10 protein-coding genes and 4 pseudogenes are annotated in these 13,802 nt (G+C 67.1%); 9 read left to right on the top strand and 5 right to left on the bottom strand.

The window, feature by feature from the left end:
• Positions 1-5: 5 nt before the first annotated feature.
• From NUT86_RS40070 to NUT86_RS40060, 4 genes and pseudogenes are all read left to right on the top strand, one after another.
• Positions 6-725: a helix-turn-helix domain-containing protein gene (locus NUT86_RS40070; protein ID WP_159488637.1), complete on the top strand. Its 720-nt coding sequence runs from the start codon at positions 6-8 to the stop codon at positions 723-725.
• Positions 726-727: 2 nt separating this feature from the next.
• A complete protein-coding gene (locus NUT86_RS40065) occupies positions 728-1,198 on the top strand; it encodes an NUDIX domain-containing protein (protein ID WP_109886522.1) in 471 nt (156 codons plus the stop codon).
• A 118-nt stretch (positions 1,199-1,316) separates the two neighbouring features.
• Positions 1,317-1,721: pseudogene (locus NUT86_RS40790) on the top strand (hypothetical protein); the annotation flags it as partial.
• Positions 1,718-2,113, top strand: a complete 396-nt coding sequence (locus NUT86_RS40060; protein ID WP_266449316.1) for a DUF5958 family protein — start codon at positions 1,718-1,720, stop codon at positions 2,111-2,113. The pseudogene NUT86_RS40790 and the gene NUT86_RS40060, both read left to right, overlap by 4 nt.
• A gap of 101 nt (positions 2,114-2,214) precedes the next feature.
• Here the strand turns inward: NUT86_RS40060 and NUT86_RS40055 are convergent.
• The 3 genes and pseudogenes from NUT86_RS40055 to NUT86_RS40040 form a co-directional block, all read right to left on the bottom strand.
• A pseudogene (locus tag NUT86_RS40055) lies at positions 2,215-2,471 on the bottom strand (site-specific integrase); the annotation flags it as partial.
• A gap of 22 nt (positions 2,472-2,493) precedes the next feature.
• A pseudogene (locus tag NUT86_RS40050) lies at positions 2,494-3,288 on the bottom strand (3'-5' exonuclease); the annotation flags it as partial.
• 1,227 nt (positions 3,289-4,515) lie between these two features.
• A protein-coding gene (locus tag NUT86_RS40040) for an IS5 family transposase (protein ID WP_274740283.1) occupies positions 4,516-5,333 on the bottom strand; the annotation gives its coding sequence in 2 pieces (ribosomal slippage) (positions 4,516-4,991 and positions 4,991-5,333; 819 coding nt in all).
• Between the two features lie 718 nt (positions 5,334-6,051).
• Here NUT86_RS40040 and glpK point away from each other — a divergent pair.
• From glpK to NUT86_RS40020, 4 genes and pseudogenes are all read left to right on the top strand, one after another.
• The gene (glpK, locus tag NUT86_RS40035; RefSeq protein WP_159483513.1) at positions 6,052-7,572 is read left to right on the top strand and encodes a glycerol kinase GlpK; all 1,521 of its coding nucleotides are present in this window, start codon (positions 6,052-6,054) and stop codon (positions 7,570-7,572) included.
• 7 nt (positions 7,573-7,579) lie between these two features.
• On the top strand, positions 7,580-7,765 hold the full coding sequence (locus NUT86_RS40030; protein WP_266449323.1) for a hypothetical protein: 186 nt from the start codon (positions 7,580-7,582) through the stop codon (positions 7,763-7,765).
• Positions 7,678-8,137 (top strand): annotated as a pseudogene (locus NUT86_RS40025) (glycerol-3-phosphate dehydrogenase C-terminal domain-containing protein); the annotation flags it as partial. The gene NUT86_RS40030 and the pseudogene NUT86_RS40025, both read left to right, overlap by 88 nt.
• Before the next feature lie 142 nt (positions 8,138-8,279).
• Complete coding sequence (locus NUT86_RS40020; protein ID WP_274740280.1) at positions 8,280-8,807, top strand: TerB family tellurite resistance protein; 528 nt, start codon at positions 8,280-8,282, stop codon at positions 8,805-8,807.
• Positions 8,808-9,223: 416 nt separating this feature from the next.
• On the opposite strand, the gene NUT86_RS40015 is transcribed toward NUT86_RS40020, so the two are convergent.
• Positions 9,224-10,480, bottom strand: coding sequence for a protein-glutamine gamma-glutamyltransferase (locus NUT86_RS40015; RefSeq protein WP_159483516.1), 1,257 nt, complete (start codon positions 10,478-10,480; stop codon positions 9,224-9,226).
• A 1,077-nt stretch (positions 10,481-11,557) separates the two neighbouring features.
• Here NUT86_RS40015 and NUT86_RS40010 point away from each other — a divergent pair.
• The gene (locus tag NUT86_RS40010) at positions 11,558-11,836 is read left to right on the top strand and encodes a hypothetical protein (RefSeq protein ID WP_159483518.1); all 279 of its coding nucleotides are present in this window, start codon (positions 11,558-11,560) and stop codon (positions 11,834-11,836) included.
• Between the two features lie 1,072 nt (positions 11,837-12,908).
• Here NUT86_RS40010 and NUT86_RS40005 read toward each other — a convergent pair.
• On the bottom strand, positions 12,909-13,790 hold the full coding sequence (locus tag NUT86_RS40005) for a GNAT family N-acetyltransferase (protein WP_274740278.1): 882 nt from the start codon (positions 13,788-13,790) through the stop codon (positions 12,909-12,911).
• Positions 13,791-13,802 lie beyond the last annotated feature (12 nt).

Here is a 13,802-nt window from a genome sequence, read left to right as displayed (position 1 = left end):
CCGTCATGGCGGCGGGAGGCTGGACGTACGCCGCACTCGCTCAGCAGGTCGAGGTTGACCCCAAGTCGGTCGAGCGCTGGGTGAACCTCGGGCGTACCCCACGTCGTGCCACAGCCCTCCAGGCGGCCAAGGCCCTGGGAGAAGACGTGCACGCACTCTGGCCGGCGCTCCGTCAGGCCCGCCCCGCTCGCGCCATCAGCCCTGAACTGGTCGCGCTCTACGAGCAGCGGGCCGACCTCCCCGTCTCGACGTTCACCGACCTGATGGCCCAGGCCCGGGAGCGGATCGACATCCTCGTCTACGCGGCCGTCTTCCTCCACGAGGCGTACCCGCGGCTGAACGAACTCCTCACCGAACGCGCCGCCGAAGGCTGCACCGTCCGCATCGCGATCGGGGACGCCGACAGCGGCAACGTCCAAGCCCGCGGCCAGGAGGAGCGGTTCGGGCACGGCATCGAATCCCGCTGCCGCCTCGCACTCATGCACTACAAGCCGCTCGCCGACACCCCCGGCATCGAAGTCCGCACCCACAGCACCACGCTCTACAACTCCCTCTACCGCGCCGACGACCAGCAACTCGTTAACGCACACGTCTGGGGCGTCAACGCGTACGCCGCCCCCGTATGGCATCTTCGCCGACACCAGGAGAGCGGCATGTTCGACACCTACGCCGACAGCTTCGACGCCGTGTGGGCGACCGCGACCCCCGTACGAGAGGAAGACTGACCGTGGCTCGCACCGAGTACTACGACGACCCGAACGCGCCCGAGCCGAACAGCATGGTCGTCGCCGCATCCGCCGTCGTCACCGACGACCACGGGCGCATCCTCCTCCAGCGCCGCCGCGACAACGACCTATGGGCCCTGCCCGGCGGCGGCATGGACCTCACCGACTCCCTGCCCGGCACGGCGGTCCGCGAGGTCAAAGAGGAGACAGGCCTCGACGTGGAGATCACCGGCCTGGTCGGCACCTACACCGACCCGAAACACATCATCGCCTACACCGACGGCGAGGTCCGGCGACAGTTCAACGTCTGCTTCACCGCCCGCATCACCGGCGGCCAACTGACAATCTCCGACGAGTCCACCGAACTCCGGTTCGTGCCGCCGGACGAGATCGAGCAGTTGCCGATGCACCACACCCAACGACTCAGGCTCCAGCACTTCCTGGAACAGCGCGAGAAGCCGTATCTGGGCTGAACCGTCTGACGGCAGTAGCGACGGCAACAACCCCGCACAACCACGGACGCCCGCGCACGTCACCGGACCAGCAAACCGCACTTGACCTGCGAAAAAGCAGGTCGAAGGCTTCGCGTAGCACACGTACTATGTGCTGGCAGGCCAGACGCCCGTCCTGGTTCATAACTCCAATGGCTGGTGTGGCCCCGGCTTTAGAACGGCATCGGAGGCTGGCATCAGTCCGAATGATGCCAAGCGAATCCAGAATGCCGCTGACAAGGCAGGGCAGCCAATCGTTGTGGTCGGAAGCCGCGCGGGGAATGGGAATCTAAACCCAACCTCGGACTGGGATTACATCTTGACCGGTCCGTCCAGAACCCGTCACAGCGTCAAGAATTCTCTACCTCGGGGGACGGGGGATGGCGAGGGGAGCGGCCGTGGTCGGGACTTCTATCAGAGCTATAGTCCGAACAGTCCCAGAAAAGATTACACGGTGCTGGAAAGGGACAAACCCTACGTCGTGTTCGAACCCAGGGATAGGTGAATGAATTGCGGACCTCGGAGCGAATCATCAATGAGGTAGCTCAAGGGATGCGCAGCCTGGACGAGGCCGTCGACTGGTTCTCATCCCTAGACGAAGGGGGCCAGGATTCGGTTCTGCGCGAGATCGTTCTCTACCTGATCCAGGTGCACGTCAATGCACAAGACGGGCGGGATGGCCTCACGAGTTCAGGCGTCAAGGCAACCATGACCCCTGCAGTCCTCATTGTTCGGGAGCCAATCCTCGAACAAGTAGGAAAGATTGCAAGCTTGCCGCCAAATGAACATCTCAAGGCTTTCCGTGTTCTATTGTCTACGTTCGCGGTGGCTGACACGCGAAGAAGGGAAACGGAGTGCCGGGGAACTTGTAGCCACGCCTGGCACAACCTGTCTTAGCCGCCAGCGTCCCCGGCGTACCGAAGAGGAAATTCCCGAGAGTTTCTGAGTTCACTCGGGCGCAACTGGGAGCCCCCGCCGAGTCGGTAATCGGCGGGGGCTCACGGGCGTTTGACGGCAACACTGACGGGAACGTCAGCGGATGGTGGCTGCGGCGGGGGGCCGTCAGGTTCATCGCCTGTCGGGCCGTTGTCGGTGCCGAGGGAATCGATGACCTGGCGTTGGAGGCGGAGGCGTACGTGGGCGTAGACGCCAGCGGTCACGCCGATGTGGGACCGAGAGGTTCCTTGATGACGACGAGGTCCACGCCCTGCTTCAGGAGCAAGTTCGGGGTCGAGTACCGGAGGTCGTGAAAGCGGAAATACAGCGGGTGAGGTCCTTCAGGGATCGAGGGAAGGTGGGTTGGCCGGAGAGGTGCCGTCAGGGTGCTGTTCGACCCAAGCAAGGCCCCCGATGTCGAGTCGGGTCCGGGTTCGGGTCACGGCGACATAGGCGAGACGGGCTTCGCCGTCATCGATCGGGCCGGGGATGGGACGGCCAGAATCGTCCTGCTCGCCGCTGTCGCGAGGTGGCGGGAAATCGCCAGCGATCCGCACGCTGGGCCATCCGCGGCCTTTGGCTTTGTGCGCGGTCGAGACAGTCACGTGCGCCTGGTCTTCATCGGTGAGCTGGTTGACTGCGGCGAGGATGGCGTCCGTGCCGTGCTTGTCCACGAGGTCGACCAGCGGCTGCAGGTCGCGACCTGCCGGGTCGTAGGAGGCGTAGTCCTGCAAATCGCCCCAGGAGGTGAACAGCACGAGTTCGGGGTGACCGGTTCGACGGCCTTCCTTCAGGTCGCGGGCAGCCAGGGCCAGGGCGCGCATGCTCTCGCCTCCGCCGACGAGGGCGACGCGGTGCCCAGCATCCAGCAGTTGGACGACTTCAGTGATGGCGCCGACGTTCGTGCGGCACAAGACGGCGTCCGGGCAGGGGACCAAGCCGAGTTCGGTGGGGATCGCTTCGCTGCCCTGCAGGCGGATGGGCGCGCCGGCGATGGCGAGCCAGCGGTTGGCTTCGTGGGCGAGGAGGGGGCCGAAGCGGAAGGACTTCGACAGAGCCAGGGCGGTGCCGTCGAAGCCGGTCATGACGTCTTTGGCACCGCGCCATTGGTAGATGGCCTGGGCGGAGTCGCCGATCCTTGCTTCGGCGGTCCTACCCATGCACGTGGAGTCCCTGGGTCCCGACGCATCCTCGGGAGCTCATTAGGGCTTCTCACCTCGATGTGCTGGCATTTCTCATTTGGTGTCAAATTTGGATCTCATAGGGCGTCACAAGATCTGCGCTGCGACGAGGGACACTTGAAGACATCCCAGTGAGAACACTTATTGACATCGAAGCGATAAGTCGCAACGCCCGCGCCGCCGCCCGGCGCCGCCCTGGAGCTCGAACAGCGCCAGGCCGAAGGGCTGCCGGTGGAGTCGTGGGCCGGCGCCCTGTCGGAGGAACGGCGTGAGCAGCTGGAGGAGATCGATCCGTCCTGGTGCCCAGTCTGGCCGGTGGAGTGGCAGCGGGCCTTTCACCTCACGCGGCTGCGCCTGGAGGAGGTCGGCAGCGAGCTGCCGACCGAGCCTGGCGTCGTCGTGCACCGGGGCGAGGACCTGGGACGGTGGGTGAAATCGGTCCGGCTCGGCTGGGACAAGCTCACTACCGTGCAGCAGTGGATGTGCGAGCAGGTCCTCGGCTCGAGCCCGCGGCCGAGGACGAGAAGCCGAAGCCGCGGACCAGCCAGGCCGACAAGTGGGCCGCCAACCTCGCGGCCGCCCGGCAGTTCTACGAGCGCGAGGGGCACCTTCGGGTACCCGCAAGCACATCGAACGGATCGTCGGCGAGGACCAGGAGGAACGGGAGCTCCGGCTCGGGGCATGGATCGGGAACCAGGGCAGCAGGGCCGCGACGCTGTCCCCGGAGCGGGCGGAGCAACTGTCCGCGATCGGCATGCGCTGGACATAACGCAGCGAGCCGGGCGGGCCCTGGGGCCGGCAGCAGCACGACCCGCCACCCAACCCGCTGACACCCCCCGCACATTCAAGGGTGGGGCGGATGACTCCCACCGCGCGTCGGACAGGTCGCTGGGGTAGGGCCGTGGTGGCTGCATGGTGTCTGGGTATGCGGCTACGGTCGGCCTGGGCAGGGCGTGTGCGGGGGTGTCCGGGGCACTCGGGGCGCGGGTTCGCAATCTTGTGTGAACCGGTGGGTTTGTGAATGAGACGGGAGCTCGTGCAAGGAAACCGGCGCATCACTGGTCTACTGATTGCCGCATAAGCCGTTTTCCGACGGATAGCCGGGCCGGCACCCGCGCTTGGCCGCTCAAAATCGTCATGGACCATCCGATAAGCGAACCAAACGCTCACTTAGACCGTGTCCTATGTGGTGAGGCGGATGTATCGCTTGTAGCAGCAGATGGCGGCGGCGAGTCCGAGAAAGGCCAGGTAGTTGCGGTGGTCGCGTTCGTAGCGGGGGCTGAGTCTGCGGTAGCCCGCCAGCCACGACATGGTGCGCTCGATCACCCATCTACGCCGCCCTAACCGTTCGCTGGACTCGATGCCCTTGCGGGCGATCCGCACTCCAATCCGCTTACCACGCAGCCATTTCCGCAGGTCGGGTCTGTCATACGCCTTGTCGGCGTGCAGGCGCTCGGGTTTGAAGTAGCGGCCGCGGTGAGGGTCGTGTCTCGTTTGGTGACCCTCGACCATCGGCTTCAGCCCTTGGCTGTCGTGGGTGTTCCCCGCCGAGACGCCGACGACCAAGGGCAGTCCGTTCGCGTCCGACAGGATGTGCATCTTGGAACCCGGCTTGCCCCGGTCCACGGGGCTCGGACCTGTGAGTTCGCCCCCTTTTTGGCCCTGACGTGGGCGGAGTCCAGGACCACGCGGGAGACGTCGATCAAGCTGGCATCGTCGAGCTGGTGCAGGATCGCCTCGTGCAGCCGGCCCCACACGCCGGCCCGCGACCAGATCAGAAACCGGCGGTGGGCGGTCGACTTCGATATCCCGAAGCATGGCGGCAACGCACGCCAGGAACAGCCACTGACCAGCACGTAGATGATGGCCGCGAACACCGTTTCATCAGGCGTGTCCTGGGTCCCACCACCCTGCGACCGCACCTTCGACGGCGGGATCAACGGCTTCGCGATCTCCCACAGACCGTCCGGAACAATCCAACTCCACGTACCCCGCCCCATACACAGGCCAACGTCCGCCTCACCACATAGGACACGGTCTTAGACGATGTTTCATTTGGTGAGTCGCCGGCAGCAGATGAGTGCGGCGGCTTAAAAAGCTCCAGGCGGGGCGCCATCCCAATATCCTTGATGCAGAGCTTCGGCGATACGGTCACGGCCGGCTGTGGGCAGACGCGGCAGCTCATTCACACGTGAGAGGCATCGTCGAATCGCGGAGCCCGGGCCGCCGTTGAGTCGCGCCCGGACGCTCCGGCGATCCAATCCGGACAGTTTCTGCGGAAGTCGGAAATCCCCTCTCGCTGGCCCCTACTGACCTATGCCGACAGTGCGCTCGGCTACGTGGAAGAGCTCTGCTCGATCGCCCCGGGGATTCCGGGAGGGCGACCTGTGAGGGCGCGGCTGCCATACGGGACTGCGCCCTCGCCGTGCCGCGCGATCTCGGCCACGGCAGGCTCTGGATCACCGCCTCAAGGATCTTCGAAACTTTAAGTTACCGGGCGGCAACCCCTTGACGTCATCCTCAGGGCGGGCAAAACTGCCGTCCGGCGGTCGACATTGTCGAACAGTGGATGGCATCGGGGCAGAGCCGCTCCGATTGGTCTCCGCCGGAGTGCGTCGACGAGCCGAATCGGCGCCGCCCGGTACCAGCTGGCTCCCACGTCGATCGAGCCCAGCCGCCCCACCCCCGGACCGTATTGAGCCGCTCCAGGAGCACACCGTGACCCACGCGCGAACCGCCGGCCCGTTCATCGCCGCGATCGACCAGGGCACCACGTCAAGTCGATGCATCATCTTCGACCGGGACAGCCGGATCGTCTCCATCGACCAGAAGGAGCACGAGCAGATCTTCCCCAGGCCGGGCTGGGTGGAGCACGACGCCAGTGAGATCTGGACCAACGTCGAGGAGGTCGTCGCCGGCGCCCTCGGCAAGGCCGGGATCACCCGCGGCCTCAGAGCGATCGGCGTCACCAACCAGCGTGAGACCACTGTCCTTTGGGACAAGAAGACCGGCGAGCCGGTGCACAACGCCATCGTCTGGCAGGACACCCGCACCGACGCGCTGTGCAAGGAGATCGGCGGCAACGTCGGCCAGGACCGGTTCCGCCGCGAGACCGGCCTGCCGCTGACTTCCTACTTCTCCGGCCCCAAGATCCGCTGGCTGCTGGACAACGTCGCCGGCCTGCGCGAGCGCGCCGAGCGCGGCGAGATCCTCTTCGGGACCATGGACTCCTGGGTCATCTGGAACCTCACCGGCGGACCTTCCTGCGGCGTCCACGTCACCGACGTCACCAACGCCTCGCGCACCATGCTCATGAACCTGCACACCCTGGAGTGGGACGAGCGCCTCCTCGCCGCCATGGATATCCCGGCCGCCATCCTGCCGCGGATCCGCTCCTCCGCCGAGGTGTACGGCATGGCCGGCGGAGCCCTCTACGGCGTGCCGGTCGCCTCCGCACTCGGCGACCAGCAGGCGGCGCTGTTCGGCCAGACCTGCTTCTCCGAAAGCGAGGCCAAGGCCACATACGGCACCGGCACCTTCCTGCTGATGAACACCGGCCGCCGGCCCGTCCACTCCCACAGCGGGCTGCTGACCACGGTCGGCCACCGGATCGGCCGGCGAGCGCCGGTCTACGCGCTGGAGGGCTCCATCGCGGTCACCGGCTCGCTGGTCCAGTGGATGCGCGACCAGCTGGGCCTGATCGGCACCGCCGCGGAGATCGAGACCCTGGCGAGCTCGGTGGCGGACAACGGCGGCTGCTACATCGTCCCTGCTTTCTCCGGCCTGTTCGCCCCGTACTGGCGCTCCGACGCCCGCGGCGTGATCACGGGCCTGACCCGCTATGTCACCAAGCAGCACATCGCCCGCGCCGTGCTCGAGGCCACCGCATGGCAGACCCGCGAGATCGTCAACGCGATGCACAAGGACTCCGGCGTTGCCCTGACCTCACTGAACGTCGACGGCGGCATGACCTCCAACAACCTGCTGATGCAGACCATCTCGGACGTCCTGGACGCCCCTGTGGTGCGCCCGATGGTCGCCGAGACCACCTGCCTCGGCGCTGCCTACGCGGCCGGACTGGCCGTCGGCTTCTGGCCGGACACCGACGAACTGCGCGCCAACTGGCGCCGCGCCGCCGAGTGGACGCCCCGGATGGACGCGGCCGAACGCGACCACACATACAAACTCTGGCTCAAGGCGGTCAAGCGGACCACGGGCTGGATCGAAGAGGAGCACTGAGAAAGGTATGAGCACCCTGCAGAGCGATCATCCCCTGGGCGCGCATCCGGGTCCCGGCCGAGCCGAGACCCGTGAACGACTGTCCAAGGCGGCGTACGACCTCCTGGTGATCGGTGGCGGGACCCTGGGCACCTCGGTGGCCTGGCACTCCGCGCCGTGGCGCAGCTGCACCACTCCCTCTCCGGCGATATGAAGCCGGTATCCCACCCGCCACGACGGGTACCGCTGTCCGGCCTCGCCGACCCCAACGAGGTCGCGCACCGGCTGCTGGTCCGCCGGGAGGCGGGGCGCCCGGATGGACCCGCTGACCGCGCGCCACCTGGCCACCCACTACGGGTCGCTGTCCTTCGACATCGCCCGCCTGGACAGCGAGGATCCGGCCCTGGGCGATCGGATCCACCCCGATGGCCCGGAGATCCGGGCACAGGTCGTCTATGCGCCAGACCACGAGTGGGCGGAGACCGTCGACGACGTGTTGCGCCGCCGTACGACGCTGACGGTCCGCGGTCTCGGCACGGACGAGGTCCGCGCCGGCGCCCGGGACCTGCTTGTGCAGAAGGACTGATGCGGTGAAGGCACCGGACCGGAACCGACACCCGAGTGGGAATCCATCTTCAACGTCACGATCACACGGCGCCGTTGCCGAAGTGTCACCGGCCGACGGCAGTCCGTGCCGGGAGCATCGGACGCAGCCGCTGGAGGGACAGATGCCACACATATGGGGAGTGCGCACGGTCGGCGACGGCGAGTTCTTCTGCCCCAGCTGCGGCGGCGACCGTAGCTACCTGCGCCGCATCGGCCGCCATCGGTTCGCTCTCCTCGGCATCCCCCTCCTCCCCCGCGGCACCGCGGAAACCGTGGTCGAATGCGCCGCCTGCCGGACCTGCTTCCGGACCGACGTCCTCGGCCACCCCACCACCACCCGCTTCTCAGCGATGCTCCGCGACGCCGTGCACACCGTCGCCCTCGCCGTCCTCGCCGCCGGAAACGAGGGCATCGATGGCAGCGGCACCGCGCTCACCATCGAACTCCACGAGGTCCTCGACCCGCTCGCCCCCCACCTGGCCCCCGCCGGGAGCGAGGACATCCTGCTGCAGGGCGCCCGCATCGCCCTGGCCGGCGGACCGTACACCCCCAGCGAGCGCCAAACCCTGGCCGCGGTCGGCCGGGCCCTGCTCCTCAGCCACGAGGACACCGAACGACTGCTGGCCATCGCGGCCCGTACGCCGTCGTAAGGCGCCGTATGTGTCCTCTCCCTGATAGCGAGTGCGACGAACAGTGCGGCCGGCCTCAGAGTAAGGAAGGAAGACGGCGTCAGGAAAACAACGCCGTCGCGACGGGAGAAGGGCCTCCCCATGCACCACGCGCACGCCCGTCCCTCCGCGACTGTCCCCCCCCCCGGGGCCCCAAGGACGCGCCCCCGCCGGCACATCGACACCGGCGCCGCTTCCGCTTCTGCTTCCTGAACCGGGATGCCGGCGCGCCGTGATCGCCCTGCCCGCCGAGAAGAACCACGTGCGCACCGTACGCCGCTTCGTCCTGGCTCACCTGAACCGCTGGGGTGTGACCGAAGAAGACCGGGACCGCATCGACGCCGGCGTGTGGCGGGCTGAGGGAGAGGGCCGGGTGACCCGGCCCTCCTACCCGGCTGTTACGACCAGCCCTGCTTCACCTCGGCGGGGGCGGTGTTCCAGCTCTTGGGTATGAACGTGATGACGTAGGTTCCGCGGTCGAAATCCGCGTACCCGGCAGACCAGTTCCGGAACTTGCTCTCATATACGTTCATGGGGCCCAGGCCGCCGTTGGGCGCGTGATAGTGGTTGGCGTGGGTCCATATGGTTTTGTCGGCGTCCGATTCCGTCTGAGCCCCAAACCAGCCGTAGTCGAAATTGACCCAACTTTCGCCAGGTTGGGCGGGACTGCGCGGAATATTCCTGTCCTTCGACATGTCTACCAGGCCTGTGCCCTGGTCGGGGCGGAAGGCATCCGGGTCGCCGTACTTCCTCTTGTCAGAGGAGCCCCGCTGGTCCTGCCCGCTCCAGAAGTGTTTCGAGTAGACCACCGCCTTCATCTTGGATGGGTCGTAGTTACCTCCATCCCTTTCCTTGAAGGACGGCGTATTCCTCAGCGCCGAGTAAAAGTTCGAGCGACCGTCCTCGTAGCGCAGAGCGTCATTTTTGTTCGCGAGCTCCGTCTTGAGGTTGTCGATGTAAGTCCCCTCGTCGTGCGCACTATCCAGGGCCTTGTTCATGACGGACGCCACATCACGCGCCCGCTTGAAACCCTTCCCCTCGTCGAAACTGTCCTTGACGATGCGCCCCTCAAACTCGGCTTGCGTCTCATTGGGGCGTGGCCTGCTGTTTTCCAGGTCACTCTTGTACTTGTTCTCGTCGAAGAACGCGAACGCCAATTTATTCGTCGGGTAGGGGCCCGAATTGACCCAGGTGATGCCGACGCAGCCGTAGGACAGCTTTTCTCGCTGCTCTTCGGTCATTTGCTGTTGGATGCCGTCGCGGTGACTGTAGACCTGCTGCCACTTGCGTATGTAGTTGTTGACGACCGTAGTGGCCCTACCTCCGTAGGCCCGGTACGCGTCAGGCATCCGGTTGAGCGGCTCGGCAGGAGGGGTCACCCTCTCGTCGGCAGCGTCGGGGGCCCGGAAGAGCGCACTGACGCTCGGCGGCAATTCCGCCAGAGAATTGCCAGGTTGACCCGCAGTCAGGGCCCTTTTGTTCAGTGCGTTGATGTTCTTGACGTCCTCCGCCGTCAGGCCGTGCGTTTCGGCGTAGGACCCCTCCCTTTCCCCGTCGCCGCCGCTGGCGGCATGGCTGACCGACGGCATGACTCCAGCGGTGAATATCGCCGCACTCACAGTGGCGAAGGCGAGTAAGCTCCGACGCTTGTACATGAAAATCAGTGACTCCCTTGTTGTGGATTCTCGCGAAACGGGGCATGCGAGCGAACGACGCAATGAGGGGTTGCGGTAAGCAGCCGCTCCGTGACCTCAGCCGCGCTGCCCTGGGTCGCTGCGCCGGCGACAGGAAGGAACGCCGCCACGAGGCGGAAGGAGATGCGGCAAAGGCGGGAGACGGCGGTGGCGGCGTGGCCGTCGCCGGTCATGACCTGGTGGCCGGCGGGCCCCCCGGGTCGGGCGGCACCGGCGCCTCGCTACATCAGCGTCGCCGCCGAGGCGACGACGCGGGCCCGGTCCGGGGGGCCGAGGTTGCCGTAGCGGACCTCGACGCGCGGGTGGGAGTGCATGAAGTCGGTGTCGCCCCGGCGGACCTGGCCGGGATGGCCGACAGCGGCGGCCGCCTGGGCGACGGGGGCCGGGCGACCGCCTGGGCTCCCTGGGCGAGGGGCAGGACGGGGGCGCCGGTCACGGCGACGGCAGGGAGAGCACGCAAAGCCATGGTGCGTATCACGTTCGACTCCTGAGTGAGTGATCAGGTGGATACGAGCAGTGATCATGCCCCGGGCGCCAACTCCCCGGCAACGTCGCCGTCTTACAATCGGCCAATCTGTCACGTAGGACGTATCTGTCCACAGTCCGCGGACCCTGACCGGTTGCGCCATCCCACCTCCCCACGCTGGTTGGAAGCGTCGTCCTTGCAACCCGGCAAAGGTTCGCGGTCAGGGCACTAGGTACGGAGACTCATCTACCGGCGACCCTTGTCCTGCACGCTTCGGGTGTATCTGCTGTTGTGCGACGGTGTCGCGCCGCCCAGAACGAAGAGTGACGCGCGGGACCGGGAGCGCGCGGCGCAAACAGAGCCGAAGCCAGAACCACGAAGTCCTGGGGCTGTTGTGTGGCTGCAGATCGTGCAGAACGCTGACGAACGGCTGAAACCCAGTCCATGCTGGAGGCACACTGCGACACCGACCAAATTGCGCATGTCACATTTCGACGTGATGGAGCGACCTCGGAGGGCAGTTGTCTCATCTGACCAGGAGAAAATGAAGCAGGAGACCGAAGGAGTGCCCGATGAGCGACATGACTGATGAGGAGATCGTCCGCGCCGTACGCGGGTTCGCGGCGATGCAAGCCGAGCGCGAGAAGCTGGCCGAGCGGGTAGCGGGGCTTCGTACCGCGGTGTCCCCAGAGGACTTGGCCGAGCGCAATCGTTTCGGCGAAGCCATGGCGAAGATGGACGCGAAGCTCCTTCTGGAGTCCGTTGAGGTGCTGGACCGCATGGGTATGACAATGGCCGCACAGGCTTGCTTCTACGTTGCCAAGAAAGAGGGTCTCGCCACGCAGCTTTGACGATGAGGCCGCCTCAACTGAGCTTGCGCTTCCTCGCCCAGCTGCCAACAGCTCCAGCCCCTCATCTGGTCCAGAGCCACTGTGTGGAGCCGCCTCCACGAGACAAACCCCGACAGCCTCGCGGAGCAGGACCTGCTCGATCAGCACCCCAGCCCCCGTACCGGCAGTGCCGCGCATGGCCGCGGGGGCCATGCGTGCCCCACTCCGTCAGCTGCCCGGGGTGTTCTTGGTCTCTGCTCCCGAGCCTTCTTGACCTTGCGGGAGGGGCCTTGACCTCGCTCGACCCGGGTGCAGCCAGGGCGGCTATCGACACGGCCTGCCGGCGGTGCCGATCGTCGCCCTTGGCGAACACCCCGTCGGCAGCATTGTGCAGGCCCGCAGGTCTGCGGACGGCACTGGACAGAGACGAGGACGTCGAGAACTGCAGCCGAGCCCGGCCACGTTTCCGTTCCTGCAGTGGCTGAGGGTGCCACCCGCGACTGGGGCAGCCGTCAGGGTGGGCTGCGAGCCCTTCTGTTCCACAGGCGCACGGTGCGGTGGACGCAGCCGATGTCCACCATGAAGGGCGCCGGCTCAACGCCCCCCAGGGTCTCGCCGTAGTGCAAGACGGTGGCGGGGCTGGCGAACCCGCAAACACGCGCGGCTTCGGCCGCCACACCTCCTCTTTCGGGTCGCCGTCGAGCCGCGCCGACTTCGGCGTCCTCTACGGCCTGTCCGGCGGATCTTGTGACCGTCGTGGCCTCGGGTCGTTGCCATGGGTCATGGGCCACTCCCGCCGCAACGGGCCTACCTGCGAAGACGCGGGATCAAAGGCGGCCGTTCCCGTCCCGGCGGACCGGGCCCGCAACCGCCCGCAACTCGGCTCCCAAGGCGGTCGGCCACCACGTTTCGACCCGGTCGACTACCGCGACCGCCATGCCGTCAGTGCGGGAGCAACCGCCTCAGCGCCACCGGGCCGTGACCACGACGTACGACAAGCTTGCCGTCCGCTACGAGGCAACCGTGTTGGCCGCAGTCCCCAACGGGTGACAGCCTCCCCGGACGAACATGTGGCATCGCCAGGAGGGTTGGCCTACAGGTCGAGCTGGTACTCGTGGGCCGTGTGCGTCGGCAGGTAGCCGAGCTCGTCGTTGACGCGCCGCATGTGCGGGTTGTTGTCGGCGGTGTCGGTCAGCAGGCCGCCGAGGCGGGGGTGGCATTCGCGGGCCTGGACGATCGAGGTGGCCTTCATCCAGCGGGCGAGGCCGCGGCCGCGGTGCTCGGGCAGCACCGCCGTGCCGTAGTGCTGGGCGTCGCCCGTCCCGCTGCCGGGGACAACCAGTTCGGTGAAGCCGGCGACGGCCCCGTCCGAACGGTCGATGGCCGCCACGGTGTGGAGGATATCGCCGCGTGCGGAGACGGCAGTCGCCGCCGCCCGTACCCGATCGAGGTCCCAGACCACCGTGCCGTAGTCGACGGCGCCCATCGGCATGTCGTCCATGGCCCGGCGCGACGCCACGAAGGTGTCGGCGAGTTCGTTGGGCACCGTCCCCTCCCATGCCGTCAGCCGGTAGCCGGCGTGCGGCGTCTCGGAGATGGCGGTGAGTGCGGGGAGGTCCGCCTCGGCCAGCGGCAGCCGGGCGTAGGTGAGGGCCAGTGCGGCGCGAAAGCCTCTGGCGGTGAGGAAGGCGGCGCCGGGGGATCCGGCCGCGGCCTGGGCGATGACGGTGCTCCGGCCGTCCCGGCGGGCAGCGGCGACGGCCGCGTCGAGCAGCAGGGTGCCTGCCCGCCGGCGCCGTTCGGCAGGGTGGACCTGAACGTCCACTTCGGCGAGGTGGCGCTGGCCCTCCCTGGTGAACAGGCGCAGGAAGGCGTACCCGGCGGGGCTGCCGTCGGGGCCGGAGGCCAGCCAGGCCAGGCGGCGGCCCGCGGAGGTCTCCTCGGGGTCGGTCAGGGCGGTGATGCGTACGGACAAGCTGTCTCCGTC

The organism is Streptomyces sp. G7(2002) (genome assembly GCF_028870195.1).
Taxonomy (GTDB): domain Bacteria; phylum Actinomycetota; class Actinomycetes; order Streptomycetales; family Streptomycetaceae; genus Streptomyces; species Streptomyces nigrescens.
This window is presented reverse-complemented; position numbering and strand designations above follow the sequence as displayed.

Excerpts from the sequence above, each read along its gene's own strand:
- NUT86_RS40010 (WP_159483518.1), top strand. The coding sequence starts at position 11,558 with ATGAGCGACATGACTGATGAGGAGATCGTCCGCGCCGTACGCGGGTTC.
- NUT86_RS40030 (WP_266449323.1), top strand. The coding sequence starts at position 7,580 with ATGAGCACCCTGCAGAGCGATCATCCCCTGGGCGCGCATCCGGGTCCC.
- NUT86_RS40015 (WP_159483516.1), bottom strand. The coding sequence starts at position 10,480 with ATGTACAAGCGTCGGAGCTTACTCGCCTTCGCCACTGTGAGTGCGGCG.
- NUT86_RS40070 (WP_159488637.1), top strand. The coding sequence starts at position 6 with ATGGCGGCGGGAGGCTGGACGTACGCCGCACTCGCTCAGCAGGTCGAG.
- NUT86_RS40020 (WP_274740280.1), top strand. The coding sequence starts at position 8,280 with ATGCCACACATATGGGGAGTGCGCACGGTCGGCGACGGCGAGTTCTTC.